Origin of the sequence: Rhizobium sp. 768_B6_N1_8, assembly GCF_051811225.1 — a bacterium.
Classification (GTDB): domain Bacteria; phylum Pseudomonadota; class Alphaproteobacteria; order Rhizobiales; family Rhizobiaceae; genus Rhizobium.
Map to the genome: position 1 here is coordinate 342,863 of NZ_JBPWPV010000001.1, position 25,105 is coordinate 367,967.

The window sequence follows — 25,105 nt, forward strand, 5'->3', positions numbered from 1 at the left end:
CGGATCGCGTCGCTGCACACTTTATAATGCAATGCAGCATGCTATAAGTTCCGCATTGGGGAGGAGGATTGAATGCAGGAAAATCAGCCGCTTTGGAAGCCCACGGAAGATGGGATCGAAATTAGCCCGATCCATGCCTTTTTGCAGCGCTGCAATGGAGACTTCGGTCTCGCCTTGAAAGGTTTTGAGGATCTGCATGCCTGGTCGATCGCCGATCGGGAGAGCTTCTGGTCGGCCTTGTGGGATTTCTGCGGCGTGAAGGGAGAGCGCGGCGCGGATATTCTCGTTAACGGCGACCGCATGCTGGAAGCACGCTTCTTTCCTGAGGCGCGCCTGAACTTCGCTGAAAACCTGCTGAGCGGAAGCGGGCGGGGCGATGCCATCATTTTCCGCGGTGAGGACAAGGTCGAAGACCGCTGGTCGTGGGATCGCCTGCGCGCGCTTGTATCACAGCTGCAGCAGGGCTTTCGCGCGCTCGGCATCGGCGAGGGCGACCGTGTCGCGGCCATGATGCCCAACATGCCGGAAACGATAGCTGCCATGCTGGCGGCAACGTCGATCGGCGCCATCTGGTCGTCCTGTTCTCCGGACTTTGGCGAGCAAGGCGTGCTCGATCGTTTCGGGCAGATCGCGCCGAAGCTTTTCATCGCCTGCGACGCCTATTGGTATAATGGCAAGCTGCAGGACGTGCAGTCGAAGGTGGCGAACGTCGCCAAGAGCCTCGGTGTGCCGACGCTGGTGGTCCATTATGCCGGCAACGCCGAAGAGGTCGCGCGCGAAATCGCCGGCGGCAAGACGCTTTCAGAATTCGTTGCTCCCTATGCGCCGAGGCCGATCGAGTTCGTGCAGCTGCCTTTCGCCCATCCGGCCTATATTCTGTTTTCCTCGGGCACAACAGGCATACCGAAATGCATCGTGCATTCTGCCGGCGGCACGCTGCTTCAGCATCTGAAAGAGCATCGCCTGCATTGCGGAGTGCAGCCGGGGGACAAGCTTTTCTACTTCACCACCTGCGGCTGGATGATGTGGAACTGGCTGGCGAGCGGCCTTGCCTCCGGTGCCACGCTCTGCCTTTTCGACGGATCGCCTTTCGCGCCTGATGGCAATGTGCTCTTCGACTATGCGGCCGAGGAGAAATTCGCGATCTTCGGGACCTCGGCCAAATATATCGACGCAGTGCGCAAGAGTGGGCTGACGCCGCGCACGAGCCATGATCTGTCGAGCTTGCGGCTGATCACCTCCACCGGTTCGCCGCTGTCGCCTGAAGGTTTCGCCTTCGTCTATGAAGGTATCAAGGAAGACGTCCAGCTTGCCTCGATTTCCGGTGGCACGGATATCGTGTCCTGCTTCGTGCTCGGCAATCCGCTGCAGCCCGTCTGGCGCGGTGAGATCCAGGGAGCTGGCCTCGGCCTTGCCGTCGACGTCTGGAATGACGAAGGCAAGCCGGTTCGTCAGGAAAAGGGTGAGCTGGTCTGCACCAAGGCCTTCCCATCAATGCCGGTCATGTTCTGGAACGATCCTGATGGCGCCAAGTACCGCGCCGCCTATTTCGAGCGCTTCGACAATGTCTGGTGCCACGGCGATTTTGCCGAATGGACCGAACATGGCGGCCTGATCATTCACGGCCGTTCGGATGCGACGCTCAATCCTGGCGGCGTGCGCATCGGCACGGCGGAAATCTACAATCAGGTCGAGCAGATGGACGAAGTCGCCGAAGCGCTCTGCATCGGCCAGGACTGGGATGACGACGTGCGCGTCGTGCTCTTCGTCCGCCTGGCGCCCGGCGTCACCTTGAGCGAGGATCTGATCAAGGCGATCAAGACCCGCATCCGTGTCGGCGCTTCTCCCCGCCATGTGCCGGCCAAGATCATCGCGGTCGCCGATATCCCGCGCACCAAGTCTGGCAAGATCGTCGAACTTGCCGTGCGCGAGGTCGTCCACGGCCGGCCGGTGAAAAATCAGGAGGCGCTCGCCAACCCCGAGGCACTCAAGCTTTTTGCCGGACTGGAAGAGCTAAAGGTCTGATAGCGGCTGCTAAACTACAAGCTTTTGCCGTTGATCAATTCCGCGTTTTGGAAACCTTTCGTTAAGAAAGGTTTGTCAAAGGTGAAACCAACTTGGAGACCATACATGAAGAGATGGTCTGGAACTGCGGTTCCCGAAACATGACGTTGATCGACTAAGCTCTTGTTTTACCAGCACCAACTCTCGAAGGCAGCCATTGGCTGCCTTTTCTTTGGCGAGTAATTCCAGCAAAAGTGTCCAGTGGTTTTGCGTCCGGAATTGCGCAAAAATAAGTGCTTAGCCCGCCAGCACGCGTTGCGACGGGAAGGTGATTTCCACCAGCGTGCCTTCGTTCGGCGCAGAATTGATCGAGAAAATCGCCCTGTTGGCATCGACCATTGCCTTGGTCAGCGGCAGGCCGAGACCGGTGCCGTCGCCGCGATGGCGTGACTGCGTGGACGACACCTGGCGGAATGGTTTCATCGCCTGGTCGAGCTCGCTGCGCGTCATGCCAATGCCGGTATCGCGCACCCGCATCGCGACGCTGCCGTTCGCCTCATAGGAAGTGGAAACGACGATCTGCCCGCCTGATGGCGTAAAGCGGATAGCATTCGACAGGATGTTCAGCGCGATCTGCTTGATCGAGCGCAGGTCGGCCACGACATCGGGCACCGATTGCGAAAGGGCGGTGCGGATGATGACCCGCTGGCTGTTTGCCTGCGGCTGCACCAATGCCACTGCTTCCGAGATCGCTTCGTTAAGGCCGACGGAGGCGAAATCGAGATCCATCTCGCCCGCTTCAATCTTGGAAATATCGAGCAGGTCGTTGACGATGTCGAGGACATGCCGGCCGGAACGGCCGATATCGTTGGCATATTCGATGTAGCGCGGATGGCCGATCGGCCCGAAGCGCTCGCTCGCCATCATGTCGGAAAAGCCGATGATGGCGTTGAGCGGCGTGCGAATCTCATGGCTGACGCGCGCCAGGAAATCTGTCTTGTGGGCGTTGGCGGTTTCGGCCGCACCCTTGGCATTGCGCAACTCGTCTTCGGTACGCTTCCACTGGGTGATATCGCGGATGACGGCGCAATAGCCGTTGGATGAGGTCAGGCGGCCCATGGTCATGAACAGCGGCACGAAGCCGCCGGCGGCCTCACGGCCGATCACCTCGCGTCCGTCGTTCAGCACGCTTGCCACACCATGGCCGGAAAGCCCATGCAGATAGTCGAGAACGGCCCTCTGGCTCTCATGCGCGAACAGCATAACGAAGGGTTTGCCGCGTGTTTCCTGTTCGTCGTAGTTGAAGAGGGCGCTTGCCGAGCGGTTCATCGAGCGGATATCGCCTTCCGTGCCGATGACGACGACGCCGTCGGTTGCCGTCTCCAGGATCGAGCGCAACTCCTCCACCTCGACCTGCAGCTTGGCGACCTTCTCGACCATCCGGTCGGAACGCTGGTCGAGCCTGATAACCTCGCCCCTGCCTTCCTCCCGGTTTTCGACGGGCATCAGCGCCAGCATCAGGGCGTTGGAATCTTCCCAGCGAACCGATTGCAGACGGGCCGTGACCGGCACCAGCCTGTCGTCGGCTTTGACGAGCATCATCGTGCCCGAACCGTTTTCGAGGTCATGGCGCTGCAGCAATGCATCGATGCCGCCCACTTCGGAGAGGGCTTCGACGGAACCGTAGCCCGTCAGCCGCAGGAATTCCGGATTGCCGTGGATCAGCTGGTCGCCAGCATGGATCAGCACGGCAACGGGCAGCAGATCGACGGTCGCCGCCGAGAGCCCGTCCGTCATCTTCACGCGCGGCGGAATGAAGCTGGTCAGAACCTCGATCTGGCTGACCGTCTCCTGCAGACCTTCGGTCACGTCGTCTTCCGCTTCGGCTGCGGATGTTTCTTCGGCTTGCGGGGAAGCCTCTTCCGGCAGCGGTTCTGCTGCGGCTTCGTAGATCGCTTCCTGCGGTGCTGCCTGCTCGACGACAGAAGTTTCGGCAACAACGTCTTCGACTACCGATGCCTGTTCGACATCAGGTTCCGGCTGTGGGGCGGCGACCGGCTCTTCGTTGCGCGCGCCGAAGGCTTCGAGGCGCTTGGCGATCTCGCGGAAATTCGCCTGCTCGGCAGCCGTCAGACCGCTGCTGGCGCTGTGCAACTGCACGATCTTGTCGGTGAAGCGGCGGCTCGGCGTTTCGGAAAGGCGTAGCGCTGGCGGCTCTTCCCGCTGCTCGGCAACATCAGGCTCAGCGGCGGATTGCTCCTCGGCGACAGGTTCCGCAGCTGCCGTCTCTTCCGAAGTGGTTACGTCTGTCGCCGTTTCCACTTCCGGTCCGGTGTCTTCTTCGACATCGGGCTCTGGATTCACTGCATCTTCGGCCTGCGGCGCAGCTTCGGCAATTTCTTCAGATTGCTCTTGCGGCAGTTCAGCTTCTGCCGGTGCCGTCTCTTCCGGTGCGGTTTCATTGACCGGGCCAAGATAGGAGGCATCATGACCGATGCCGTCAGGCCCGAGCGTCAGTCCGAGCGCTAGAGGATCTTCCTGCGCGTCCGACAGGCGCACCACGCCAAAGCCGCGGAAACCATCAAAGTCGCGGTTGCGCGTATAGGTCGGCAGAGCGGCGAGATCGACAGGCACGACGAGGCTCGTGCCCTCGATCGGCCAGTAGATCGTCTTGCCGGACCAGGTATCGCGTCGCGCTAAGGCCTCGGAGAGCCTTGATTCAGGGTCGAGGTTGAACAAGGCGGCAACGTCGGAGAAAGCGCTGCCGATGATGTTGCTCGCATGCGGGCCGACAGCCTCGGCGAATTCATGCGAAACTTCGCTGAAGCGGCCTTCCGCATCGATCTTCCAAACGAATCGGGTGGCACGGCTGTTCGGCTTGAAGACGAAGCTGCTATTCGGTGCGCTTTCAGGCTCCACCGGGACCACCGGTGTTGCCGCGAAGTTTTCCGCGACGGAAGCGGCCGGCTCAACCTGCTCCACAACCGGAGCTTCTGCGCTTGTCTCAACGGTTTCTTCCGCTGAGGCAAAAGTTTCGCTCGGCTGATCCACCTGCTGCTCGCCGGAGTCTTCGACGACGGCTGCTTCGGGCTCGGAAATGCTCTCATCTGCCGACGGCTCGAAACGGGCTTCGGCCTCGGTCGGTTCGCTGACTTCAACCGGCTCCTCGGCCTCGCCGATGATTTCCTCCAGAGTTTCCTCGACTTCTTCGATGCCGGAAACGGCGTCGATCGCTTCGGCTTCTGTAAAGCCAGCCACAGGCGCGGCAACATCAGCAATTTCATCCGTTGCGGCTTCTGCAGGTGCAATTTCCTGCGGCGCAGGCTCTTCCACCTTGGCGGAGGGCTCGATGGGATCGAGATGACCGATCGACGTTTCGACGGCGAAGAGAAGGTGGAGTGCGGGCTCGTCGTTGAGTTTGCCGACGGCAGCCGGCAAGTGGCCGCGGCCGGTCGCAACCGGGCGCTTCACCAGCCGGTCTGGATGGGCGCCGGCAAGCGTGATGAGCGTCCTTGCCGCTTGCTGCGTGATGCCGAGCAAGGCGAAACCTGGCGATGCGGCAATGACTTCGCCCTCGGCCCCGATCACTGCCATATGCGTATCTGGGTCATCGAGGCCCTGCAGCATCTGCGCAGCACTTGCGCCAGCCGTCAGCGGACGTGTGGAGACCGGAACGGAAAACAGGATGGCTTTCTCGCCAGAAGCGAGACGGATGAGCTCCGACGAAGCCGGAGCCTGAACGCGCTGGAAACACTTAGCGATGCGGATAATAAAAGTCTTCTGGTCACCGACTTCGCCAAGCTGGCGGGCAGTCGCCTCGAGCTGGCGGAAGGTGATGTCGGCGTGGCTGACGCCCTGATCAAGCAGGTCATAGACCGCAGCATGGCCAAACAGCTCGGCGCCGGCACCGTTTGCCCACAGCAAGTGGGAAAGGTCGCCCGAGAACAGAACCATGGCCTCGCCACGCGAAAATCGTTCACGAACCCGCGCATGAACGGCAATGTCGATGAACGGATACTGGACTGCGGGCATGATCGAACCTGTCGCTTTCGGCCTCTTCAAATTAACTGCTTATTAATAACTGCAGGTCTGCGGTCGGTCCAGAAGAGCCGGGAGCTTTCGGGCGGCAAGGTTAACGCATTGTGCGGCGCACAATGATGTTGCAATGCACAATAAAATGCCCTATATAAGAATTATCCGATTTATCGCGGGCACAAGATCTGCCCATCTTAGAGGAACACGATCCGATGGCTACCATAAAGACCGACGACGTTTTTTCAATTGCCTCTTTCGACCCGAGCAAGCTGGCCGAGTCTTTCCGTGACTTCGCCGAAAAGGGTGCTCAGCAGTCCAAGGAAGCCTATGCCAAGCTGAAGTCCGCAGGCGAAGAAGCCGGCAAGACGCTGGAAGCAACGGTCCAGACCGCACAGGCTGGCAGCGTTGAAATCGGCCTTAAGGCGATCGACGCGCTCCGCGTCAATGCTGAAAGCTCGCTCTCGCACATGGAAGCGCTTCTCGGCGTCAAGTCCGTCGCCGAATTCTTCGAGCTGCAGACCTCCTTCTTCCGCAAGCAGGCTGAACTGACCGTCGAGCAGGCGAAGTCGCTGCAGGAAACCACCAAGCAGGTTGCCGAAAAGGTTGCAAAGCCTTCCAAGGAAGCCGCTGAAAAGGCCATGGCATCCTTCAAGGTTGCCTGATCTACCAGGCTCGATAGATAATAAAGGCTGGACCGCATGTTCAGCCTTTTTGTATATTGAGCGCAAATCGGGGCTTGAATAAAAGTTCAAGTCCTCGTATGTGACCCCCGTCGCGCCGTGCGTGACATTGTGCGGTTGTAGCTCAGTTGGTTAGAGCGCAGGTTTGTGGCACCTGAGGTCGGAGGTTCGAGACCCCCCAACCGTACCATTCTCTCCCATAAGTTGGTTTTCCCGTTCGGCAATGCACGGCATCAGCGCTTTTTGATGTCAAAATGATGCCTGCTCGCATTTTGCTATTGCCGTTAACATTAGTTTACCTATTTATGTGCGGTGCGATGCAGCAATTGCCCAATGTCTTCGTTGCGTTGCGAAATGCTGGCGGCTTGCCGCTTGGGGGTAGGGACAGTCCACCGAGGCATTAAGGAGAATTTGATGTCCATTTCTGTTCAGAATATAGAGGAATCGACCGCTGTTTCCCCGATTGACGTGGCAGCTGCGGTTAAGGACGCACGCAGTGCGGTTGGCTACAGCATTGAAGACCTCGCAGTCACCTGCGGTCTGGCCAATGGGGAAATCCTCGAAATCGAAAATGGTGAAAGCGCCGATCCGGCAAAGCTGAGGCGTATTGCTGCAGCACTGCAGGTTCCAGTTTCTGCCTTTTTGCATATCTGATGAGGCGACAAGGCCGATCAGCATTTTCTGATCGGCCGTCGTCCCCTTTTAAGGGACATGATTGGAACTCTTGCGCTCCCGCGCCGTTCAACGGTCGACGGGAGTATGTGTATGTCCAAGACCCTTCTTTACGGCGCAACGAAGATCGATGAGACAAATGCAGCTTACGCCGCTGTCGCCAGTCTCGAACAGTTTCAGTGGAAAAACCGCGTCTTCATTGTGATTGCCGACCAGGACAATTCCCGCGCAGCCCGCCAGGAAAACCAGTTGCTTGCCGATCGCGCCGCTCTTGAGGAGCGGGATATGGTCATTCTCAAGCTTGTCGGATCAAGCATAAAGCCGCTCTTCGGAAGCGGCGACGGGCTGGACGGCGAGGCGCTCCGCCAGGAACTGGACATGCCTGACACAGGCGAATTTGCCGCCTTCCTGCTTGGCAAGGATGGCACCGTGAAGCTGAAGGCCAGTGAGCCGATCACGTCAGGCGAACTCTTCGCCATCATCGACAGCATGCCGGTGCGCGCTGCCGAAACCGTCAGGCACGACAAATAATCCAATATCGCAATCGTAAAGGAGCCGGCCATGTCCGTTCCGAACGAACCTATTCCCGACCAGCCGCCAATGCCTTCACCGGGCTGGAAGCCGGAGCCGCCGGTCAAGGAACCGGAACCGGATCGCCTGCCGGATGAAACGCCGCTTCCCAACCCTGATGAGAACGAGGAACCGGCAAAGCATCTCTAGAGCAATTCCAGCAAAAGTGTGCAGCGGTTTTGTGTCCGGAATTGCGTAAAACATATGTATTACAAGAAGATCTGCCTTTCCTCGTCGACGAGTTCCTGCAGGAAATCGATGACGCTGCGCACGCGCACCAGATCGCGCGCACTTTCGTGGTAGGTCGTCCAGTAGGCGCGGCGGATGGAAACCTCCGGCAGGATGCGCACCAGTTCCTGGTATTGCCGGGCGATATAATCGTGCAGGATGCCGATGCCGGCGCCGGAACGTACGGCCTCGGTCTGGCCGATCGCCGTCGAGATCTCGAACCCCGCATCCCAGCTGCGCATCACCTCGCCAGAGAAATTCAGGGAGGCAGTGAAGATCAGGTCTTCGACGTAGCCGATGCGCGGATGGGCCTTCAAGGCATCGACATCTTCGGGCTTTCCACGCTGCGCCAGATAATCCCGCGACGCGTAGAGACCGAGCGTATAGTCGGTTAGCTTGGACGAGACGAGCCGCCCCTGTTCCGGACGCTCCAGCGTGATGGCGATATCCGCTTCACGCTGCGACAGCGAGAAGGAACGCGGCACCGGCACGAGCTGGATCTTCAGCTCCGGATATCGTTCGATCAGCCGGCCCATTCGCGGCGCAAGAAAGGAAACACCAAACCCATCGGGCGCGCCGACGCGCACCGTTCCGGCAATGGCCGTGTCGGTGTGGCCGAGATTGGCCTGCGCGGCAAGCATCTCCGTTTCCATCCGCTCAGCCGAGGCAAGAAAGACTGCGCCTTCAGCGGTCAGCTCGCAGCCATTCGTCCGGCGTATGAAAAGCCGTGTTTTCAGCGCCTCTTCGAGTGAGGTCAACCTGCGCGAGAGCGTGGCGTGATTGAGCCCCAGCCTCTTCGACGCAGCGAGGATCTGCCCTGTGCGGGCGACGGCCAGGAAAATGCGAACGTCATCCCAGTTCATGGCTTTGAACGCATGATGATGGGTTCGACGTCGATAAGCGTCAGCGCTGTCACCATGCCGGCCGTTTCGGTTTTGTATTTCAGGAAATGCGGCGTCTGCAGATGAGCCTCGTATGCTTCCCTGTTGGCATAGACCTCGAGGATACGGATCTTGTTCGGATGATCTCTGATGGAAACGGCATTCAGGGAAAGGACACCGTCTTCCAGCGCGACGGATGCTTCGATTTCCTCGGTCAGCAGCGCACGATAGGCTTCGAGCGTGCCTGGATCGATCTCCAGTTCCGCCATCCTGACGACAGGTTTCCCGCTCATCGGTTCGGCCTCCCTTTGACTTGTCCGCGTGCCGTGCCAGTTTTGAAGCAGGAGCACCGGTCACAGCGATCGAGCTATAATATACGCACAACGGTTGCTTATTATAGCGCATTGATTTGTGCAAATTGAAGTGCGATTGTTGCGCCATCAAGAGATCAGGAGGAACACCCATGCGTGAGATTGGTCATTTCATCGGCGGCAAGAAGGTCGCCGGCACCAGCGGCCGCACCAGCGACGTCTTCAACCCCGCGACCGGCGAAGTACAGGCAAAGGTCGCGCTCGCAAGCGTCGAGGAACTGCGCGCCGCTGTCGAAAACGCCAAGGCTGCGCAGCCGAAATGGGCCGCGACGAACCCGCAGCGCCGCGCCCGCGTTTTCTTCAAGTTCGTCGATCTCCTGAACCAGCACATGGATGAGCTTGCGACGCTGCTCTCCAGCGAGCACGGCAAGACGGTCGAGGATTCCAAGGGCGATGTCATCCGCGGCCTCGAAGTCTGCGAATTCGTCTGCGGCATCCCGCATCTTGCCAAGGGTGAATTCACGGAAGGCGCCGGCCCGGCGATCGACATGTATTCGATCCGCCAGCCCGTCGGCATCGGCGCCGGCATCACGCCTTTCAACTTTCCGGGCATGATCCCGATGTGGATGTTTGCCCCGGCAATCGCCTGCGGCAACGCCTTCATCCTGAAGCCCTCCGAGCGCGATCCGTCCCTTCCGATCCGCCTTGCCGAACTGATGATCGAGGCCGGTCTGCCGGCCGGCATCCTGAACGTCGTCAACGGCGACAAGACGGCCGTCGATGCGATCCTCACCGATCCCGATATTGGCGCCGTCTCCTTCGTCGGCTCCACGCCGATTGCCCGTTACGTCTATGGAACGGCTGCGATGAACGGCAAGCGCGCTCAATGCTTCGGCGGCGCCAAGAACCACATGATCATCATGCCGGATGCCGATATGGACCAGGCCGTCAACGCCCTGATGGGCGCCGGCTACGGTTCGGCTGGCGAGCGCTGCATGGCCGTCTCGGTTGCCGTGCCGGTCGGCGAGGAAACAGCGAACCGCCTCGTCGAGAAGCTGATCCCGAAGATCGAATCCCTGCGCATCGGTCCTTACACCGACGATAAAGCAGACATGGGCCCTGTTGTCACCAAGGATGCCTATAACCGCATCCAGGATCTGATCAACAAGGGTATCGAAGAGGGCGCAAAGCTTGTCGTCGATGGCCGCGATTTCAAGCTGCAAGGTTATGAGGACGGCTATTTCGTCGGCGGCTGCCTGTTCGACAACGTCACGCCCGAGATGGAAATCTACAAGACCGAGATCTTCGGGCCGGTTCTGTCCGTCGTTCGCGCCCACAACTATGAAGAAGCGCTCTCCCTGCCGATGAAGCATGAATACGGCAACGGCGTCGCGATCTACACCCGCGACGGCGACGCTGCCCGCGACTTCGCCTCCCGCATCAACATCGGCATGATCGGCATCAATGTTCCGATCCCAGTGCCGCTCGCCTACCACTCCTTCGGCGGCTGGAAGGCTTCGAGCTTCGGCGACCTCAACCAGCATGGCACGGATTCGATCAAGTTCTGGACCCGGACCAAGACCGTTACCGCCCGCTGGCCATCCGGCATCAAGGGCGGCGCCGAATTCGTCATGCCGACGATGAAGTGACGCGAAAGCCATCGCATTTGGAAACGGGCCCGGGAAGGGCCCGTTTTCGTTTCAAACGCTGCGGCGAGCAGTCGCGGGAAACGTGAATGTGAATTTCATATTTTGGAATTGTTCAAAACTGTGAAAGCCATTATATACGGTTCACAAATGATTTAGGAGATTGGCATGCGGTTGACGAAGCAGACCAACTATGCGGTTCGCATGTTGATGTATTGTGCAGCCAATGAAGGACATTTGAGCCGGATTCCGGAGATTGCCAGAGCATACGGTGTTTCCGAGCTCTTCCTTTTCAAGATTCTGCAGCCGCTCAACAAGGCAGGCCTTGTCGAGACGGTGCGCGGCCGCAACGGCGGTGTGCGCCTTGGCAAGCCGGCGGCCGATATCAGCCTTTTCGACGTGGTAAGGGTCACCGAAGACAGCTTCGCCATGGCGGAATGCTTTGAAGATGGTGTGGTCGAGTGCCCGCTGGTTGATAGCTGCGGCCTGAATTCGGCGCTGCGCAAGGCACTGAATGCCTTCTTCGACGTGCTGACCGAATATTCGATCGATGATCTGGTAAAGGCGCGGCCGCAGATCAACTTTCTGCTGGGCCTCACCGGCGAACAGCACTATCGCAAGCCCGTCGTTCCGGCACCGGCCGCCTGATACTTGAATATTCTGATATCGTCATGAACCACGGCTGTTTTCGATAGCCGTGGTTTTTCATTTGCACTCACGGATTGTTGATATATCAGAGCCCGTTGAAACCGTTCTCAACGCCTTCCGCGACGCCAAATTGTACCAAAAGCGACAGAAATGCGGTTGAACGTGCCTCAATCTTGCAAATTTTGGCCTATTTTTGACCGAAAATTTCTAAAATTGCTTTTCTGGAAAAATTTTCTGCGGATGCCGTTGCGTTCAGCAAATAAATATCGTTCCATCGGCCCGCTGATCGGGGTAATGAGCGCCCGATCTCTAAAGATCAAAAAAGAACAAACCTGGGAAACGATATCATGAAAAAGTTCTCTGTCCTGCTCGCAGCGACAGCCCTGGCTTCGGTCATGGCCACCGCCGCGTATTCCAAGACGCTTGTCTATTGCGCCGAAGGATCGCCGGAAGGCTTCGATCCGAGCCTCTACACGTCAGGCACGACCTTCGACGCGTCTTCACGTACGGTCTACAGCCGCCTCGTTGAATTCAAGCATGGCGGTACGGAGATCGAGCCGGGTGTTGCCGACAGCTGGACGGTTTCCCCCGATGGCAAGGAATATACCTTCAAGCTGCATCCCGGCGTGAAGTTCCAGACCACCGATTTCTTCACCCCCTCGCGTGATCTCACCGCCGACGACGTGGTTTTCTCGTTCGAGCGCCAGATCAAGTCGGACAATCCGTGGAACAAGTATGTCGAAGGCGGTTCTTACGAATATGCCGCCGGCATGGGCTTCCCTGACCTCATCAAGTCGGTCGAGAAGGTTGACGATCTGACCGTCAAGTTCACGCTGAACCATCCGGAAGCTCCGTTCCTGGCCGACCTCGCGATGGACTTCGCATCCGTCGTTTCCAAGGAATATGCCGACAAGCTCGCCGCTGACGGCAAGATGGCCCAGCTGAACCAGCAGCCGCTCGGCACCGGCCCGTACACCTTCGTTGCCTATCAGACGGATGCCGTCATCCGCTACAAGGCCAACGAAACCTACTTCAAGGGCAAGGAAAAGATCGACGATCTCGTCTTCGCGATCACCCCGGACGCCGCTGTCCGCGCCCAGAAGCTGAAGGCCGGCGAGTGCCACCTCGTCCCGTATCCGAATGCTGCTGACGTTGCCGAGCTCAAGAAGGATCCGAACCTCACGGTCATGGAACAGGCTGGCCTGAACGTCGGCTTCCTCGCCTACAACACCCAGCAGGCTCCGTTCGACAAGCCGGAAGTCCGCCGCGCGCTGAACATGGCGATCAACAAGCAGGCGATCATCGACGCCGTCTTCCAGGGCGCTGCCCAGGTTGCCAAGAACCCGATCCCGCCGACAATGTGGTCCTATAACGACAAGATCCAGGACGACAAGTACGATCCGGAAGGCGCCAAGAAGGCTCTCGCAGCCGCTGGCGTCAAGGATCTGTCGATGAAGATCTGGGCAATGCCGGTTTCGCGTCCGTACATGTTGAACGCTCGCCGCGCCGCCGAACTGATGCAGGCAGACTTTGCCAAGGTCGGCGTCAAGGTCGAGATCGTCACCCATGAATGGGCCGAATACCTGAAGCTCTCCTCCGACGTGAAGCGCGATGGCGCTGTCATCATCGGCTGGACCGGCGACAACGGCGACCCGGACAACTTCATGGACACGCTGCTCGGCTGCGACGCTGTGGGCGGCAACAACCGCGCTCAGTGGTGCAACAAGGACTATGACGCTCTGATGACGAAGGCCAAGGAAACGGCTGACGTTGCTGCCCGCACGAAGTTCTACGAAGAAGCACAGGAAATCTTCAAGAAGGAAGCTCCCTGGGCTCCGCTCGACCACTCGCTGGTCTTCGTCCCGGTCAGCAAGAAGGTATCGGGCTTCCATATGGATCCGCTCGGCATCCACCGCTTCGACGGCGTTGATATCGCCGAATAAGAAAAATGATAAACTGCCCGGCTGAAACCGGGCTCGACCGGCGGTCAGGTCTCCACCTGACCGCCGGAAACTATTGGACAACCTTGCTATGTTGCGATTTCTCATCGGGCGCCTCGCAGTCCTGATACCGACCTTCCTCGGCGTTTCGCTCATTGCCTTCTCGTTCATCCGCCTGCTTCCTGGCGATCCCGTCATGCTGTTGTCGGGCGAACGAACCATGGCACCCGAACGTCACGCCCAGATCATGCACGATCTCGGTTTCGACCGGCCCATGTACGTGCAATACTTCGATTATCTCGGAAAAGTGCTGCACGGCGATCTCGGTACCTCGATCGTTACCAAACGTGCGGTTCTCGGCGAATTCTTTACGCTCTTCCCGGCAACGCTTGAGCTTTCGCTCTGCGCCATCCTGGTGGCAATCCTTCTCGGCGTGCCGGCCGGCGTCTTCGCGGCCGTCAAGCGCGGAACATGGTTCGATCAGAGCGTGATGGGCGTTGCCCTTATCGGCTATTCGATGCCGATCTTCTGGTGGGGCCTGCTGCTCATCATCTTCTTCTCCGGCTATCTCGGCTGGACGCCTGTCTCCGGCCGCATCTCGCTGATGTATTTCTTCAAACCTGTCACCGGCTTCATGCTGATCGACAGTTTGCTCTCCGGCCAGAAGGGCGCCTTCGCCTCGGCCGTCAGCTATCTCATTCTGCCGACCGTGGTGCTTGCCACCATTCCGCTTGCGGTTATCGCCCGCCAGACCCGCTCGGCGATGCTCGAAGTGCTGGGCGAGGATTACGTGCGCACGGCCCGCTCCAAGGGTCTGGCGCCGCTGCGTGTCGTCGGTATTCATGCGCTCAGAAACGCTATGATCCCGGTCATCACCACGATCGGCCTGCAGGTCGGCGTACTGCTCGCAGGCGCCATTCTTACCGAAACGATCTTCTCCTGGCCGGGCATCGGCAAGTGGATGGTCGATGCTGTCTTCAAGCGCGACTATGCAGTCGTCCAGGGCGGTCTTCTCTTGATCGCCGGCATCATCATGCTGGTGAACCTGATCGTCGACCTGACCTACGGCTTCATCAATCCGCGTATCAGGCACTAGGAGCGGTCCATGAGCACGGTTACTGCAAAATCCGACCAGCCCTCCGCCCTTACGGAATTCTGGTACTATTTCTCGCGAAACAAGGGCGCCGTCATCGGTCTCTTCGTTTTCCTCGTCATCCTTCTGATGGCGATCTTCGCACCGCTCGTCTCGCCGCATGCGCCGACCGAGCAGAACCGCCAGCTTCTCCTGTCTGTCCCCTTCTGGATGGATGGCGGCAGCTTCTCCTATCCGCTCGGAACCGATGCCGTCGGTCGCGATATCCTTTCACGCCTGATTTTCGGCGCACGGTTCTCGCTGTTCATCGGTGTCGTGGTCGTCACGCTGTCGGTGCTTGCGGGCGTCTTGATCGGCCTCGTTGCCGGTTATTTCCGCGGCCGCGTCGATATCGTCATCATGCGCCTCATGGATATCATCCTGGCTTTCCCGTCACTGCTTCTGGCCCTCGTGCTCGTCGCGGTGCTGGGTCCCGGCCTGCTCAATGCCATGATCGCGATCTCGATCGTCAACCAGCCGCATTTCGTGCGCCTGACACGCGCCGCCGTGATGGGCGAGCGTGAAAAGGAATATGTGGTGGCCTCCCGCGTCGCCGGTGCCGGCACCTTCCGGCTGATGTTCAAGACGATCCTGCCGAATTGCCTCGGACCGCTGATCGTCCAGGCAACGCTTGCCTTCTCCGCCGCGATCCTTGATGCAGCCGCCCTCGGCTTCCTCGGAATGGGCGCTCAGCCGCCGACACCTGAATGGGGCACGATGCTTGCCGAATCCCGCGAGTTCATATCGCGCGCCTGGTGGGTTGTTACATTTCCGGGTCTTGCGATTCTCATCACCGTTCTCGCTATCAACCTGATGGGCGACGGCCTGCGTGATGCGCTCGACCCCAAGATGAAGAGGTCCTGAGATGGCGCTTCTCGAAATTGAAAATCTCGTCGTCGAATTCCAGACGTCGACCGGTCCTTTCCGCGCCGTCGACGGCGTCTCGCTGAAGGTCGACGCGGGTGAGATTCTGGCGATCGTCGGCGAATCCGGCTCCGGCAAGTCGGTATCGATGCTCGCTGCCATGGGCCTTCTGCCTTGGACGGCAAAGGTGACGGCCGACAAGATGGTTTTTGACGGCCAGAACCTGCTCGGCATGTCCGGCGCCAAGCGGCGCGAAATCATCGGCAAGGATATGTCGATGATCTTCCAGGAGCCGATCGCGAGCCTCAATCCCTGCTTCACCGTGGGCTTCCAGATCGAAGAGGTGCTGAGAATTCACCTCGGTCTCGACAAGGCGGCGCGGCGCAAGCGCGCAATCGAGCTTTTCCAGGCGGTCGGCATTCCAGATCCCGCCGAGCGGCTTGGCCATTTCCCGCATCAGATGTCGGGCGGCCAGTGCCAGCGCGTCATGATTGCCATCGCGATTGCCTGCAATCCGAAGCTCCTGATCGCCGATGAGCCGACCACGGCACTCGACGTGACCATCCAGAAGCAGATCCTCGATCTTCTGATGCGCCTGCAGACGGAGCATCGTATGGGTCTGATCATGATCACCCACAATATGGGCGTGGTTGCCGAGACGGCAGACCGGGTGATCGTCCAGTACAAGGGCCGCAAGATGGAAGAGGCCGACGTGCTCTCGCTCTTCGAAGCGCCGAAGAGCGATTACACGCGCGCACTGCTCGCCGCCCTTCCTGATAATGCGACCGGCGACCGGCTGCCGACCATCGGCGAACTTTTCAATCCGAACAAGACTGTGGAGGGAGCGGCCTGATGACGCCAGTTCTCGAAGGAAAGAACATCGTCCGCGACTATTACCTACCGGGCGGCATGTTCAAGAAGGCGCGAACGGTCCATGCTGTCAAGGGCGTGAGCTTCAGCGTGGAGCAAGGCAAGACGCTGGCGATCGTCGGCGAAAGCGGCTGCGGCAAGTCGACGCTCGCCCGCATCGTGACGATGATCGACCCGGCCACGTCGGGCGAACTCTTCATCGACGGCAAGAAGGTCGATATCTTCCAGGGCGATCTGACGCCGGAAATCCGCCGGAAGGTCCAGATCGTCTTCCAGAATCCTTACGGATCGCTGAACCCGCGCAAGAAGATCGGCGACATCCTGATGGAGCCGCTGATCATTAACACCAATACGCCGGCTTCCGAGCGGCGCGACCTGGCGATGGCGATGCTGAAGAAGGTCGGACTGCAGGACGTCCACTTCAACCGCTATCCGCACATGTTCTCGGGCGGCCAGCGCCAGCGTATCGCCATTGCCCGCGCGCTGATGCTGAACCCGCGGCTCCTGGTTCTCGATGAACCGGTCTCCGCACTCGATCTGTCGGTGCAGGCGCAGGTGCTCAACCTTCTCGCCGACCTGCAGGACGAGTTGAACCTGACCTATGTCTTCATCAGCCACGACCTCTCGGTTGTTCGCTATATGGCAGACGAGGTTATGGTGATGTATTTCGGGGAGGCAGTCGAATACGGCACGCGGGAGCAGGTTTTCAGCGATCCGCAGCACAACTATACCAAGACCCTGTTTGCGGCGACCCCGCGGGCGGATGTCGATACGATCAAGGCACGTCTTGCACGCAAGGCCGCTGCCGTCTCTGCGGCGTAGTAAGGCCGCAGATATCTCACACTGCAACGATGACCGAGATGAGCGATGACCGAGAATAACGGAACTCTCCATGCAATCATCGTCATGGGCGTCAGCGGTTCCGGTAAATCTTCGATCGGCGAAAAGATAGCGGCAGGCCTTGGCCTGCCGTTTGTCGAAGGCGATGCGCTGCATCCCGCTGCCAATGTCGAGAAAATGTCGAAGGGCATTCCGCTCTCCGACGAGGACCGGATGCCCTGGCTCGACCGGATCGGCAAGGAGATGAAGGCGTCGCTTACCAAGGGCAAGGGCATCATCGTCTCCTGCTCGGCGCTGAAGCGCAGCTACCGCGACCGCCTGCGAGCCGCTGCTGGCGGCAACCTCTATTTCGTCTATCTCGAAGGTTCGAAAGAACTGCTGACCGAGCGCATGGGTCACCGCAAGGGCCATTTCATGCCGACCTCGCTCCTGGAAAGCCAGCTGCAGACGCTGGAAGTGCCGACCGGCGAGCCCGGTGTCGTCACCGTCGATATCGACGACACAATCGACGATATCGCGGCAGAAGCCCTGAAGGCTCTCGCCGCTCTCGGTGTTAGAGCCTTTCCTGGCTAGATTGCAGCATTTTGTTGGCTCAAACGGAGTCGGATGGTCGACCGGCCGGCGCGCGTCGTAGCCCAGATCTACGGCCAAGCCGGCCGGTCGATCAGCCGGCCCGTTTCAGCCAACCCGAAGGGCCGGGCATCTTTCCGCCAGGATCAAAGGCGATCGGCTCGGACGTACCTGGAGGTATGCCCTTCGCCAATCGCCGTTGCCCTTACGAAAACCTGCTCCGGCAGAATGCTGCAATCTAGCCAGGAAAGGCTCTAAGGGTTGAAGCGGCTGGGCGAATAAGCCGAAATATCGATGAATGGCGCTTCGCCGGTCATCAGTTCCGCAAGCACTCGTCCGGTCACCGGCCCGAGCGTCAGCCCGTGATGGGCATGGCCGAAGGCAAACCACAGGCCCTGATGCCGCGGCGCCTTGCCTATGATCGGCATCATGTCGGGCGTGCAGGGTCGCGCGCCCATCCACGGTTCCGGATCCAATCTCTCACCCAGCGGGAATATCGTGCGCGCCACGGCTTCGGCCCGGTCGAGCTGCACCGGCGTCTTCGGCGCATCGAGCGTTGCGAATTCCGCCCCCGTTGTCAGGCGCACGCCCTTGTTCATCGGCGCCAGGAAATAGCCGCGCTCGGAATCGAGAGTCCAGTTGTTGAGCACAGCATTGCCCTGCACGCCGTAATGCATGTGGTAGCCGCGCTTGACGCCGAGCGGAAAGGAATAGCCGAGGCGGCGCGTCGCGACCGCCGCCCAGGGGCCGAGTGCCAGCACGACATCATCGGCCTCCAGCGACCCCTCCGACGTCATGATCTTCCAGCCCGATCCGGCCGGCCCGAGCGACGCCGCATCGCCGGTCACGAACCGCCCACCGAGGCTTTCGAAATAGCTGCGATAGGCACGCGTCAATGCATGCGGATCGAGAACCGACCAGGGATCGACCCAGCGCAGGCCACCGACGAAATCCCCGGTAATATTAGGCTCCAATCGAGCGATATCGGCCGAATTCAGGCTCTCGTAGCTGACACCGAACTGATCCTTCCAGAGGGCAGCTTCCACAAAGGCTTCATCACGCTTGGCCTCGGTGCGGAAGATCTTCATCCAGCCATCCCTGCGGATCAGCGCTTCGGCATGTGATGCCTCGATCAGGTCCTTGTGCTCGGTGATCGAATTCTCGATCAGCGGCGCATAGGCCTTGGTGATCATCTCGTGCCGCTTCGGATTGGAGTTCCACCAGTAGCGGGCGAGGAAGGCGAGCTGGCTCGGCAGCGCCTTCAGGTGATAATGCGCATCGATGCGATTGTTCAGCGCATAGCGCAGCAGCAGGCCGAGCTGCTGGGGAAAACCGTAGGGCATGACGCCTTCGCGCTGGATCAGGCCGGCATTGCCGAAGGAGGTTTCGTTACCCGGCTCCTTGCGGTCGATGAGTGTCACTTGCCAGCCGCGGCGTTGAAGATGAATGGCCGTCGAAACCCCGACGATACCGGCGCCGAGCACGATTGCGTTTTTCGTCATTTTCCCCTGCATTCCGCTATATTTTAGGCCCTAAAATGCCCATCTCAATGCTGCGGCGCAAACGAAAAATCGCATTTCATTTCAAAATCATTGCGCTTTTGAGTGCGGCATTTTCGGCCCTGATGCGAACAGTCAGGACGGCGGCATTGAGGAGCGAAAAGACGAGCGCATAAAGCGGCATGCCGAAGGCAAGCGGCAGGGCGGCGATCTCACCGATGACGATCATGTAGTTCGGATGTTTGAAGAAGCGGTAGGGGCCGCCCTCGACGAGCGGCGCACCGGGCAGGATGATGATACGCGTCGTCCAGCGCTCCCCAAGTGTGGTCAGCACCCACAGTCGCAGCACCTGCAGCAGCATGAAAAGACCAAACCAGAAGAGCTGGACCGGCTGTCCCGTCGCCAGCATCCATAGCCCGACGAGCCAGCCCGTATGGAGCGCCACCATGTAGGGGTAATGATCGGGCGCGATCTCGCGCGCTCCCCTTGCGAAGAGCGCCGTCGTATTGCGGCGCGCGATAACCAGTTCCGAAAGCCGCTGGGCGGTCACGAAGGTCAGCAATGCGATGGAAGGCCACATCATGCAACCCTCCGCAAGGTCACGCAGCTTGCCGTAAAGCCCGGCCCCATGGCGATCATCGCCGCCCGGTCCGGCAGACCTCTGCTGATAGCGCGCTCCAGAACGAAGAGCACTGTCGGCGAGGACATATTGCCGTAATCTGCAAGCACCGACCGCTCGATGTCGAGCGTATCCGGCACCATGGAAAGCGTGCTCTCCATTGCCGCCAGCACCTTCGTACCGCCGGGATGACAGATGAAACGGTCGATATCATCGCGCTTGAGCCCGCTGCGCGCCAAGATGCCGTCGATCGCCGGGCCGAGCTCCTTTTCCGCAAAGGGCGGCAGCGATTGCGCCAGCAGGATGCCGAGCCCGGTATCGTCGATCTTCCAGCCCATGATGTCGAGCGTATCGGGAAACAGGTGATCGCCCGCCGATTCCACTTCCGCCATACCGCCTTCGCCTGATCGTAGCACGCAGGCTGCAGCCCCGTCACCGAAGAGGGCGGTGGCGATGATGTTCGGTTTCGTCAGCTCATCCAGACGGAAGGCCAGCGTGCAGAGCTCTATGGCGACGAAGAGCACCACGGCACCCGGGCGGCTGCGCGCCAGCCGCGAAGCGATGCCAAAGCCGGAAACGCCGGCAGCGCAGCCAAGCCCAAAGACGGGTACACGCTCGATATCCGCGCGAAAGCCAAGCCGGCCGGCGAGCCGCGCATCGAGGCTCGGCGTGGTGATTCCGGTGGAGGAAACCGTTACCACGCAATCGACCTGATCGGCTGTCAGCCCTGCCTGACCAAGCGCGCGCGTTGCCGTCGCGACGAACAGCGAACCGGCGACCTCCTCATAGGCCTCCATCCTGTCTTGCCAGCCATGCGTCTCTTCAAACCAGGAGAGGGGACGGGCGGCGTGCCGCTTTCCGATACCGGCATTGTCAAACACGCGCGCGAGGTGGCGGAATTCCTTGAAGCGATCCGCAAAGAGGCGCGCGGAGGCCTCGGCGGCTTGGCTCTGGGTGATGATATGGTCAGGCACTGCGGTGGCGAGACTTAAAAGTCTGACGGATTGAGTCACGGTATGCTCCTTGTCGTTCCCGGCGGAACGAGCGGAAAACACGCGGGCGCGAAGGTTTATTCAGTACGCTACTCTTCACGAAGCAGTGATCGAAAAAACGCGAAAGCCGGCCGAATAAACCTGCCAACAGCGGTGTTCACTCCTCGCAACGTCATTTTTCGAGGAGTTATCCCATGACGACCAAGACTGTTCGCATCGCTTCTCTCGTGCTCGGCAGCTGCATTGCCGCATCTGTCCTTTCCGGTCCCGTCTTCGCCATTGGCGACGATAGCAGCACCATGCCGGTCTGCAAGAAGGGCGAGATCTATGACAAGAAGGCAAAGAAGTGCGTCAAACAGCAGAGCGCCAACGTGACGGACGAAAACCGTACCGATTACGCCTACTCGCTCGCCAAGGCCGGCCGCTATGAAGAAGCGCTCGCCATGCTCGACACCGTCAAGGATCAGAACAATGCCGAATGGCTGAACTATCGCGGTTACGCCACGCGCAAGCTCGGCCGCACGGATGAGGGTATCTCCTACTATCTGCAGTCGGTGAAGCTCGATCCACAATATGCCAAGGTCCGCGAATATCTCGGCGAAGCCTATGTCATCAAGGGCCAGCTCGATCTCGCCAAGGAGCAGCTGACCACCATCAAGGCGATCTGCGGCACCGGCTGCGAGGAATATCAGGACCTCAACGCCGCCATCCTCGATCCGTCGAAGATCTAAAGCAATTCCAGCAAAAGTGTGCAGCGGTTTTGCGTCCGGAATTGCGCGAAACAAAGCTGTACACTTGCGTGAGGCAGAAGAGAGATAAGGTTGATTGAAGGGTATTTCCGGATGTCGGTCGCGCACACCACATTTCCTGCCTATAGTCGCGCCAGAACGGAATCGCCGGCCCGGCCGGCGATTCCGAAACAGCCAATACGCGCGGAGGCGACCATCGCGAGCGAAGCGGATATCAGGAGCGGCCTGACGGAACATCTCGCCCGTCTGTGGCGCTATGGCCTCGTTCTTTCGCATCAGCGTGATGTGGCCGATGATCTCGTGCAGGCGACCTGCGTTCGCGCGCTGGAACGGGCCGATCAGTTTGTCGCAGGCACGCGGCTCGACCGCTGGCTGTTTTCGATCCTGCATTCGATCTGGCTGAATGAGATCCGTGCCCGCCGCGTCCGCCAGGGGCAGGGATTCGTCGATGCCGACGAGACGCTGAGTTTCGATGGCGCCCATGACACCGAAACGCATGTCATGGCGAACCAGGTTTTGAAACAGGTGAATGCGCTGCCCGACGCGCAGCGATCGGCGGTTTTCCTCGCCTATGTGGAAGGGCTTTCCTATCGCGAGGTCGCCGCCATACTTGATGTTCCGATCGGCACCGTGATGAGTCGGCTGGCAGCCGCCCGCGCGAAGCTCTCCGAAACCGTATCGGCAGGGGGAGTTGAATGAGCACGAAGCACATAATGCCCTCCAACGAGGAATTGACCGCCTTCATCGATGGTGAGCTTGGGCCCGAAGAGGCTGCCCGCATCGAGGCTATGGTCGAGGCCGACCAGGCTGTCGCCGAACGGCTGGAATTCCTGGCGCGTGCAGGCCTGCCTTACAAGCAAGCCTTTGCGCCGTTGCTCGATGCCGCTCCGCGGGCAAAGCTCGAAGCCATGCTGTCGGCCATTCCCGCCGCCCGGCCTGCAAGACCGGCTGCCTTCATGAGCCGTCGAGGCTTTCTCGGCGCGCTTGCTGCTTCGGTGGTTGCCGGCATCGCCGTCGACCGCGCCGTGATCGGTCTCGGCACGGGGCTCTCGGGCAAGGACGAAAACAGCGAATGGCGCGCCGTCGTTGCCGAATATATCTCGCTCTACACGCCGGAGACGCTCGCCGGTCCCGTCCCGCCCAGAGATGTGCAGGCAGCGCAGCTCGCCAGTCTGGACGGCGACCTCCGCCTCCAGCTCTCGCCAGAGCAAGTCGCCCTGCCGGATATCGATTTCAAGCGCGCCCAGATCCTGCAATATGATGGCAAGCCGCTCGCCCAGATCGCCTATCTGGATCCCGAAACCGGCCCCATGGCGCTCTGCATCGTCGCCTCCGGTGGCGGCCCCAAGGCCCCCGATATCGAAGGCCGCAAGGGCATGAATGTCGTCTATTGGGCGAACGCCACCCACGCCTTCATGCTCATCGGCCACGCCCCGGTCGACCGCATGACTGAGATCGCCGATGCGGTACGGAGCAAGATTTCCGTCTGACTGTAACTAACGATACTGGGCCGTAATCCATCAGTTCACCGCGCTCGCAAGCCGAAGATTTGCCTGTGATACGCCGCCATCTGTTGCCGGCGGCCGGGCGTTGACCTCGATGAAACCAGATGTTTTAGACTTCAGGGCCGGCCGTGGCGCCTTGATGGGCAACGGCGCGCCTGCCGCCTTGCCGGGCGAGCAATTCCCTGACGTGCTGCTCTCGACTTGCGGCCTGCCGTCAGCGCTGCTGAAGTAACGGACGCTGCGGGTGCAGACGCCGTTGCCGGACATGGTCGAAACCATCGAATAGCCCTGCACGGCGGCCGGCAGCCTGTTGAGGCCGACATCAGTCGGATTTCCCGGCGATGCCTGCATCATGCTGTCGGCCTGTTGCATCATCGCAGCAGCCTCACGGTCCATCGCCGCGGATATCAGGTCCAGATCGGCAAAGGGAGCGGAAGGCCAGAACGGATCGAAAAGGCCGGAATCCGGCTGACTGTCGAACCGGATTTGCGGCGGTCGGTCGCCGGCGTAACGAATGCGCTCGAGCGAACCATCCGGCAGTCGCACGACAAGCACATGGGTATCTGCTGATTTGTGGGCGACGGTCTGAGCCTCCGCTGGGCTGACAAGCTCGACGGCGGCGATTGCCACGGCGCTCATGAGAAATGCGATACGAAGCCTTTGCACAATGGCCTCCTGAACGGGAAGAACACCAATCCAATTGCCCGCGCGAATGAAGTGCAGCTGGCACGACTAGGATGATCATTGCGGCGCAGGCCAAATTTGTGGCGCAGCGCTGCGGCGTGGCGACGCAGAAAGCGGGAGCCGAAAGCATGTCGCGCAAAAGTATTCAGCGGTTTTGCGATCACGACATGCGTAAAATGAGGAGGTTAAGCGCTGCGAGCGAATCGGAAGGATCGCAACACGCGCTAGAACGGCTGAGTCTTGTCCGAAACCTGGCTGGCCTGATTGGCGGGGACGAGCCGGTTCAAGCAATTGACGTAGGTCGTATACATCTGTTGCAGCCGCGACAGCGGCACCACCCAAGGCTCTTCATTTCCGGCAAAATCCAGTTCCATATCCGGCGTGCCGATAAAGGAATTCTTGAGCATCTTCTTGATCTGCGCGACGCCCGTCTTCTCAGAGGCCGGCAGGATGCGAAGCGTCTTGCTGTCGAAGGCCTCGGCCGGAACAGCCTTGGTGCCGGAATACCCGACAAGCGTTACCTTGGTCGTGGTGCCCTCGGGAATATCCCAGCCATCCTTCGAAACGAGCCACATGACGCTGTCGAGGCTCTGGCGGAATTCGACCGTTTTTCCGAGCTCATTATTCCACACCAGCCGGCAATAGGACGGCTTCTCACCGACGAACCCAACCGACCACTGCCGCGCATCGCCCATCCATTCTGTGTCGCTCCGGGCCGCGGCCGGAATGAGGAGTGCTGCCAGCAATATCGCAGAAAAGGTCTTCATGGCTCGAACCGTCTCCAAGTCGTGGGGGTGATTCTAGCGGCGGAAGGTTGAGGTTTTGCTACTGCGGTTGCGCGAAAACGGGCGCAGAAGACTCTCAATTCAAGACAGTGGAATTTAGGAGGAGAAATTTGGCTGGGGAACCTGGACTCGAACCAAGATTAACGGAGTCAGAGTCCGTCGTTCTACCATTGAACTATTCCCCAGCAGGCGCTGCCGAAGCGTGGCTTGGCTGCTGTGCGGCGCTTATAACCAAAACCGGGCGGATTGCAAATACCCGTTTTGAAAAAATTCGATCCCTCCACGCGGCGTGAAAATCGGGTGGCTAAAATCTGGAATCAAAAAGAATTTGGTGATTTCGTCGGTCGCTGATATCTTCGCGCCAACGCAAAAATCGAATGA

24 protein-coding genes and 2 tRNA genes are annotated in these 25,105 nt (G+C 59.7%); 17 read left to right on the forward strand and 9 right to left on the reverse strand.

The features are described 5' to 3' along the window. Positions 1 to 72: 72 nt before the first annotated feature. A complete protein-coding gene (locus AB8B33_RS01685; RefSeq protein ID WP_439014125.1) occupies positions 73 to 2,025 on the forward strand; it encodes an acetoacetate--CoA ligase in 1,953 nt (650 codons plus the stop codon). Between the two features lie 276 nt (positions 2,026 to 2,301). Here the strand turns inward: AB8B33_RS01685 and AB8B33_RS01690 are convergent, their stop codons facing one another. After that, positions 2,302 to 6,036 carry an ATP-binding protein gene (locus AB8B33_RS01690; RefSeq protein WP_439014126.1) on the reverse strand — a complete coding sequence of 1,245 codons (3,735 nt, stop codon included), beginning with the start codon at positions 6,034 to 6,036 and terminating at the stop codon, positions 2,302 to 2,304. A gap of 215 nt (positions 6,037 to 6,251) precedes the next feature. Here AB8B33_RS01690 and AB8B33_RS01695 point away from each other — a divergent pair, with 215 nt between their 5' ends. From AB8B33_RS01695 to AB8B33_RS01715, 5 genes are all read left to right on the forward strand, one after another. Further along, on the forward strand, positions 6,252 to 6,701 hold the full coding sequence (locus tag AB8B33_RS01695) for a phasin (protein ID WP_113324872.1): 450 nt from the start codon (positions 6,252 to 6,254) through the stop codon (positions 6,699 to 6,701). A 131-nt stretch (positions 6,702 to 6,832) separates the two neighbouring features. Beyond that, positions 6,833 to 6,909, forward strand: a tRNA-His gene (locus tag AB8B33_RS01700). 224 nt (positions 6,910 to 7,133) lie between these two features. After that, positions 7,134 to 7,373 (forward strand): helix-turn-helix domain-containing protein, encoded by a 240-nt coding sequence (locus tag AB8B33_RS01705; protein ID WP_113324871.1) that lies wholly within the window; start codon positions 7,134 to 7,136, stop codon positions 7,371 to 7,373. A 111-nt stretch (positions 7,374 to 7,484) separates the two neighbouring features. Next, positions 7,485 to 7,922: a DUF4174 domain-containing protein gene (locus tag AB8B33_RS01710; protein WP_439014127.1), complete on the forward strand. Its 438-nt coding sequence runs from the start codon at positions 7,485 to 7,487 to the stop codon at positions 7,920 to 7,922. 30 nt (positions 7,923 to 7,952) lie between these two features. Continuing rightward, positions 7,953 to 8,111, forward strand: coding sequence for a hypothetical protein (locus AB8B33_RS01715; protein WP_192728093.1), 159 nt, complete (start codon positions 7,953 to 7,955; stop codon positions 8,109 to 8,111). Positions 8,112 to 8,170: 59 nt separating this feature from the next. Here the strand turns inward: AB8B33_RS01715 and AB8B33_RS01720 are convergent, their stop codons facing one another. Then, entirely contained in the window at positions 8,171 to 9,052 is an 882-nt protein-coding gene (locus tag AB8B33_RS01720; RefSeq protein ID WP_439014128.1) for a LysR family transcriptional regulator, read from the reverse strand. Next, complete coding sequence (locus AB8B33_RS01725) at positions 9,049 to 9,363, reverse strand: putative quinol monooxygenase (protein WP_439014129.1); 315 nt, start codon at positions 9,361 to 9,363, stop codon at positions 9,049 to 9,051. Before AB8B33_RS01725 ends, AB8B33_RS01720 begins: the two co-directional genes overlap by 4 nt. Positions 9,364 to 9,533: 170 nt before the next feature. On the opposite strand from AB8B33_RS01725, the gene AB8B33_RS01730 reads away from it, so the two are divergent. The 8 genes from AB8B33_RS01730 to AB8B33_RS01765 all read left to right on the forward strand — a co-directional run bounded on the left by AB8B33_RS01730 (position 9,534) and on the right by AB8B33_RS01765 (position 17,894). Continuing rightward, entirely contained in the window at positions 9,534 to 11,030 is a 1,497-nt protein-coding gene (locus AB8B33_RS01730) for a CoA-acylating methylmalonate-semialdehyde dehydrogenase (RefSeq protein ID WP_439014130.1), read from the forward strand. Between the two features lie 165 nt (positions 11,031 to 11,195). Then, on the forward strand, positions 11,196 to 11,675 hold the full coding sequence (rirA, locus tag AB8B33_RS01735; protein ID WP_439014131.1) for an iron-responsive transcriptional regulator RirA: 480 nt from the start codon (positions 11,196 to 11,198) through the stop codon (positions 11,673 to 11,675). A 347-nt stretch (positions 11,676 to 12,022) separates the two neighbouring features. Further along, the gene (locus AB8B33_RS01740; protein ID WP_113324865.1) at positions 12,023 to 13,618 is read left to right on the forward strand and encodes an ABC transporter substrate-binding protein; all 1,596 of its coding nucleotides are present in this window, start codon (positions 12,023 to 12,025) and stop codon (positions 13,616 to 13,618) included. Positions 13,619 to 13,706: 88 nt separating this feature from the next. Beyond that, positions 13,707 to 14,711, forward strand: coding sequence for an ABC transporter permease subunit (locus AB8B33_RS01745; RefSeq protein WP_113324864.1), 1,005 nt, complete (start codon positions 13,707 to 13,709; stop codon positions 14,709 to 14,711). A gap of 9 nt (positions 14,712 to 14,720) precedes the next feature. Beyond that, the gene (locus AB8B33_RS01750; RefSeq protein WP_113324863.1) at positions 14,721 to 15,611 is read left to right on the forward strand and encodes an ABC transporter permease subunit; all 891 of its coding nucleotides are present in this window, start codon (positions 14,721 to 14,723) and stop codon (positions 15,609 to 15,611) included. A 1-nt stretch (position 15,612) separates the two neighbouring features. Continuing rightward, positions 15,613 to 16,464, forward strand: a complete 852-nt coding sequence (locus AB8B33_RS01755) for an ABC transporter ATP-binding protein (RefSeq protein ID WP_113324862.1) — start codon at positions 15,613 to 15,615, stop codon at positions 16,462 to 16,464. Continuing rightward, on the forward strand, positions 16,464 to 17,303 hold the full coding sequence (locus AB8B33_RS01760) for a dipeptide ABC transporter ATP-binding protein (protein ID WP_439014132.1): 840 nt from the start codon (positions 16,464 to 16,466) through the stop codon (positions 17,301 to 17,303). The genes AB8B33_RS01755 and AB8B33_RS01760 overlap by 1 nt, the downstream gene beginning before the upstream one ends. 45 nt (positions 17,304 to 17,348) lie before the next feature. Then, entirely contained in the window at positions 17,349 to 17,894 is a 546-nt protein-coding gene (locus tag AB8B33_RS01765; RefSeq protein WP_439014133.1) for a gluconokinase, read from the forward strand. 251 nt (positions 17,895 to 18,145) lie between these two features. Here the strand turns inward: AB8B33_RS01765 and AB8B33_RS01770 are convergent, their stop codons facing one another. From AB8B33_RS01770 to AB8B33_RS01780, 3 genes are all read right to left on the reverse strand, one after another. Further along, the gene (locus tag AB8B33_RS01770) at positions 18,146 to 19,393 is read right to left on the reverse strand and encodes an NAD(P)/FAD-dependent oxidoreductase (protein WP_439014134.1); all 1,248 of its coding nucleotides are present in this window, start codon (positions 19,391 to 19,393) and stop codon (positions 18,146 to 18,148) included. Between the two features lie 76 nt (positions 19,394 to 19,469). After that, entirely contained in the window at positions 19,470 to 19,973 is a 504-nt protein-coding gene (locus AB8B33_RS01775) for an isoprenylcysteine carboxyl methyltransferase family protein (RefSeq protein ID WP_439014135.1), read from the reverse strand. Beyond that, positions 19,970 to 21,022, reverse strand: a complete 1,053-nt coding sequence (locus AB8B33_RS01780; RefSeq protein ID WP_439014136.1) for a type III polyketide synthase — start codon at positions 21,020 to 21,022, stop codon at positions 19,970 to 19,972. Before AB8B33_RS01780 ends, AB8B33_RS01775 begins: the two co-directional genes overlap by 4 nt. A gap of 173 nt (positions 21,023 to 21,195) precedes the next feature. Here AB8B33_RS01780 and AB8B33_RS01785 point away from each other — a divergent pair, with 173 nt between their 5' ends. The 3 genes from AB8B33_RS01785 (at position 21,196) to AB8B33_RS01795 (ending at position 23,240) form a co-directional block, all read left to right on the forward strand. Beyond that, positions 21,196 to 21,732 carry a tetratricopeptide repeat protein gene (locus tag AB8B33_RS01785; protein WP_439014137.1) on the forward strand — a complete coding sequence of 179 codons (537 nt, stop codon included), beginning with the start codon at positions 21,196 to 21,198 and terminating at the stop codon, positions 21,730 to 21,732. 111 nt (positions 21,733 to 21,843) lie between these two features. After that, positions 21,844 to 22,449, forward strand: a complete 606-nt coding sequence (locus AB8B33_RS01790) for an RNA polymerase sigma factor (RefSeq protein ID WP_439014138.1) — start codon at positions 21,844 to 21,846, stop codon at positions 22,447 to 22,449. Then, positions 22,446 to 23,240 (forward strand): anti-sigma factor family protein, encoded by a 795-nt coding sequence (locus AB8B33_RS01795; RefSeq protein WP_439014139.1) that lies wholly within the window; start codon positions 22,446 to 22,448, stop codon positions 23,238 to 23,240. Before AB8B33_RS01790 ends, AB8B33_RS01795 begins: the two co-directional genes overlap by 4 nt. Before the next feature lie 30 nt (positions 23,241 to 23,270). Here AB8B33_RS01795 and AB8B33_RS01800 read toward each other — a convergent pair whose 3' ends face one another. The 3 genes from AB8B33_RS01800 to AB8B33_RS01810 form a co-directional block, all read right to left on the reverse strand. Next, entirely contained in the window at positions 23,271 to 23,921 is a 651-nt protein-coding gene (locus AB8B33_RS01800) for a hypothetical protein (protein WP_439014140.1), read from the reverse strand. 242 nt (positions 23,922 to 24,163) lie between these two features. Then, complete coding sequence (locus AB8B33_RS01805) at positions 24,164 to 24,706, reverse strand: hypothetical protein (RefSeq protein WP_439014141.1); 543 nt, start codon at positions 24,704 to 24,706, stop codon at positions 24,164 to 24,166. Between the two features lie 129 nt (positions 24,707 to 24,835). Beyond that, positions 24,836 to 24,909, reverse strand: a tRNA-Gln gene (locus AB8B33_RS01810). Positions 24,910 to 25,105: the final 196 nt, after the last annotated feature.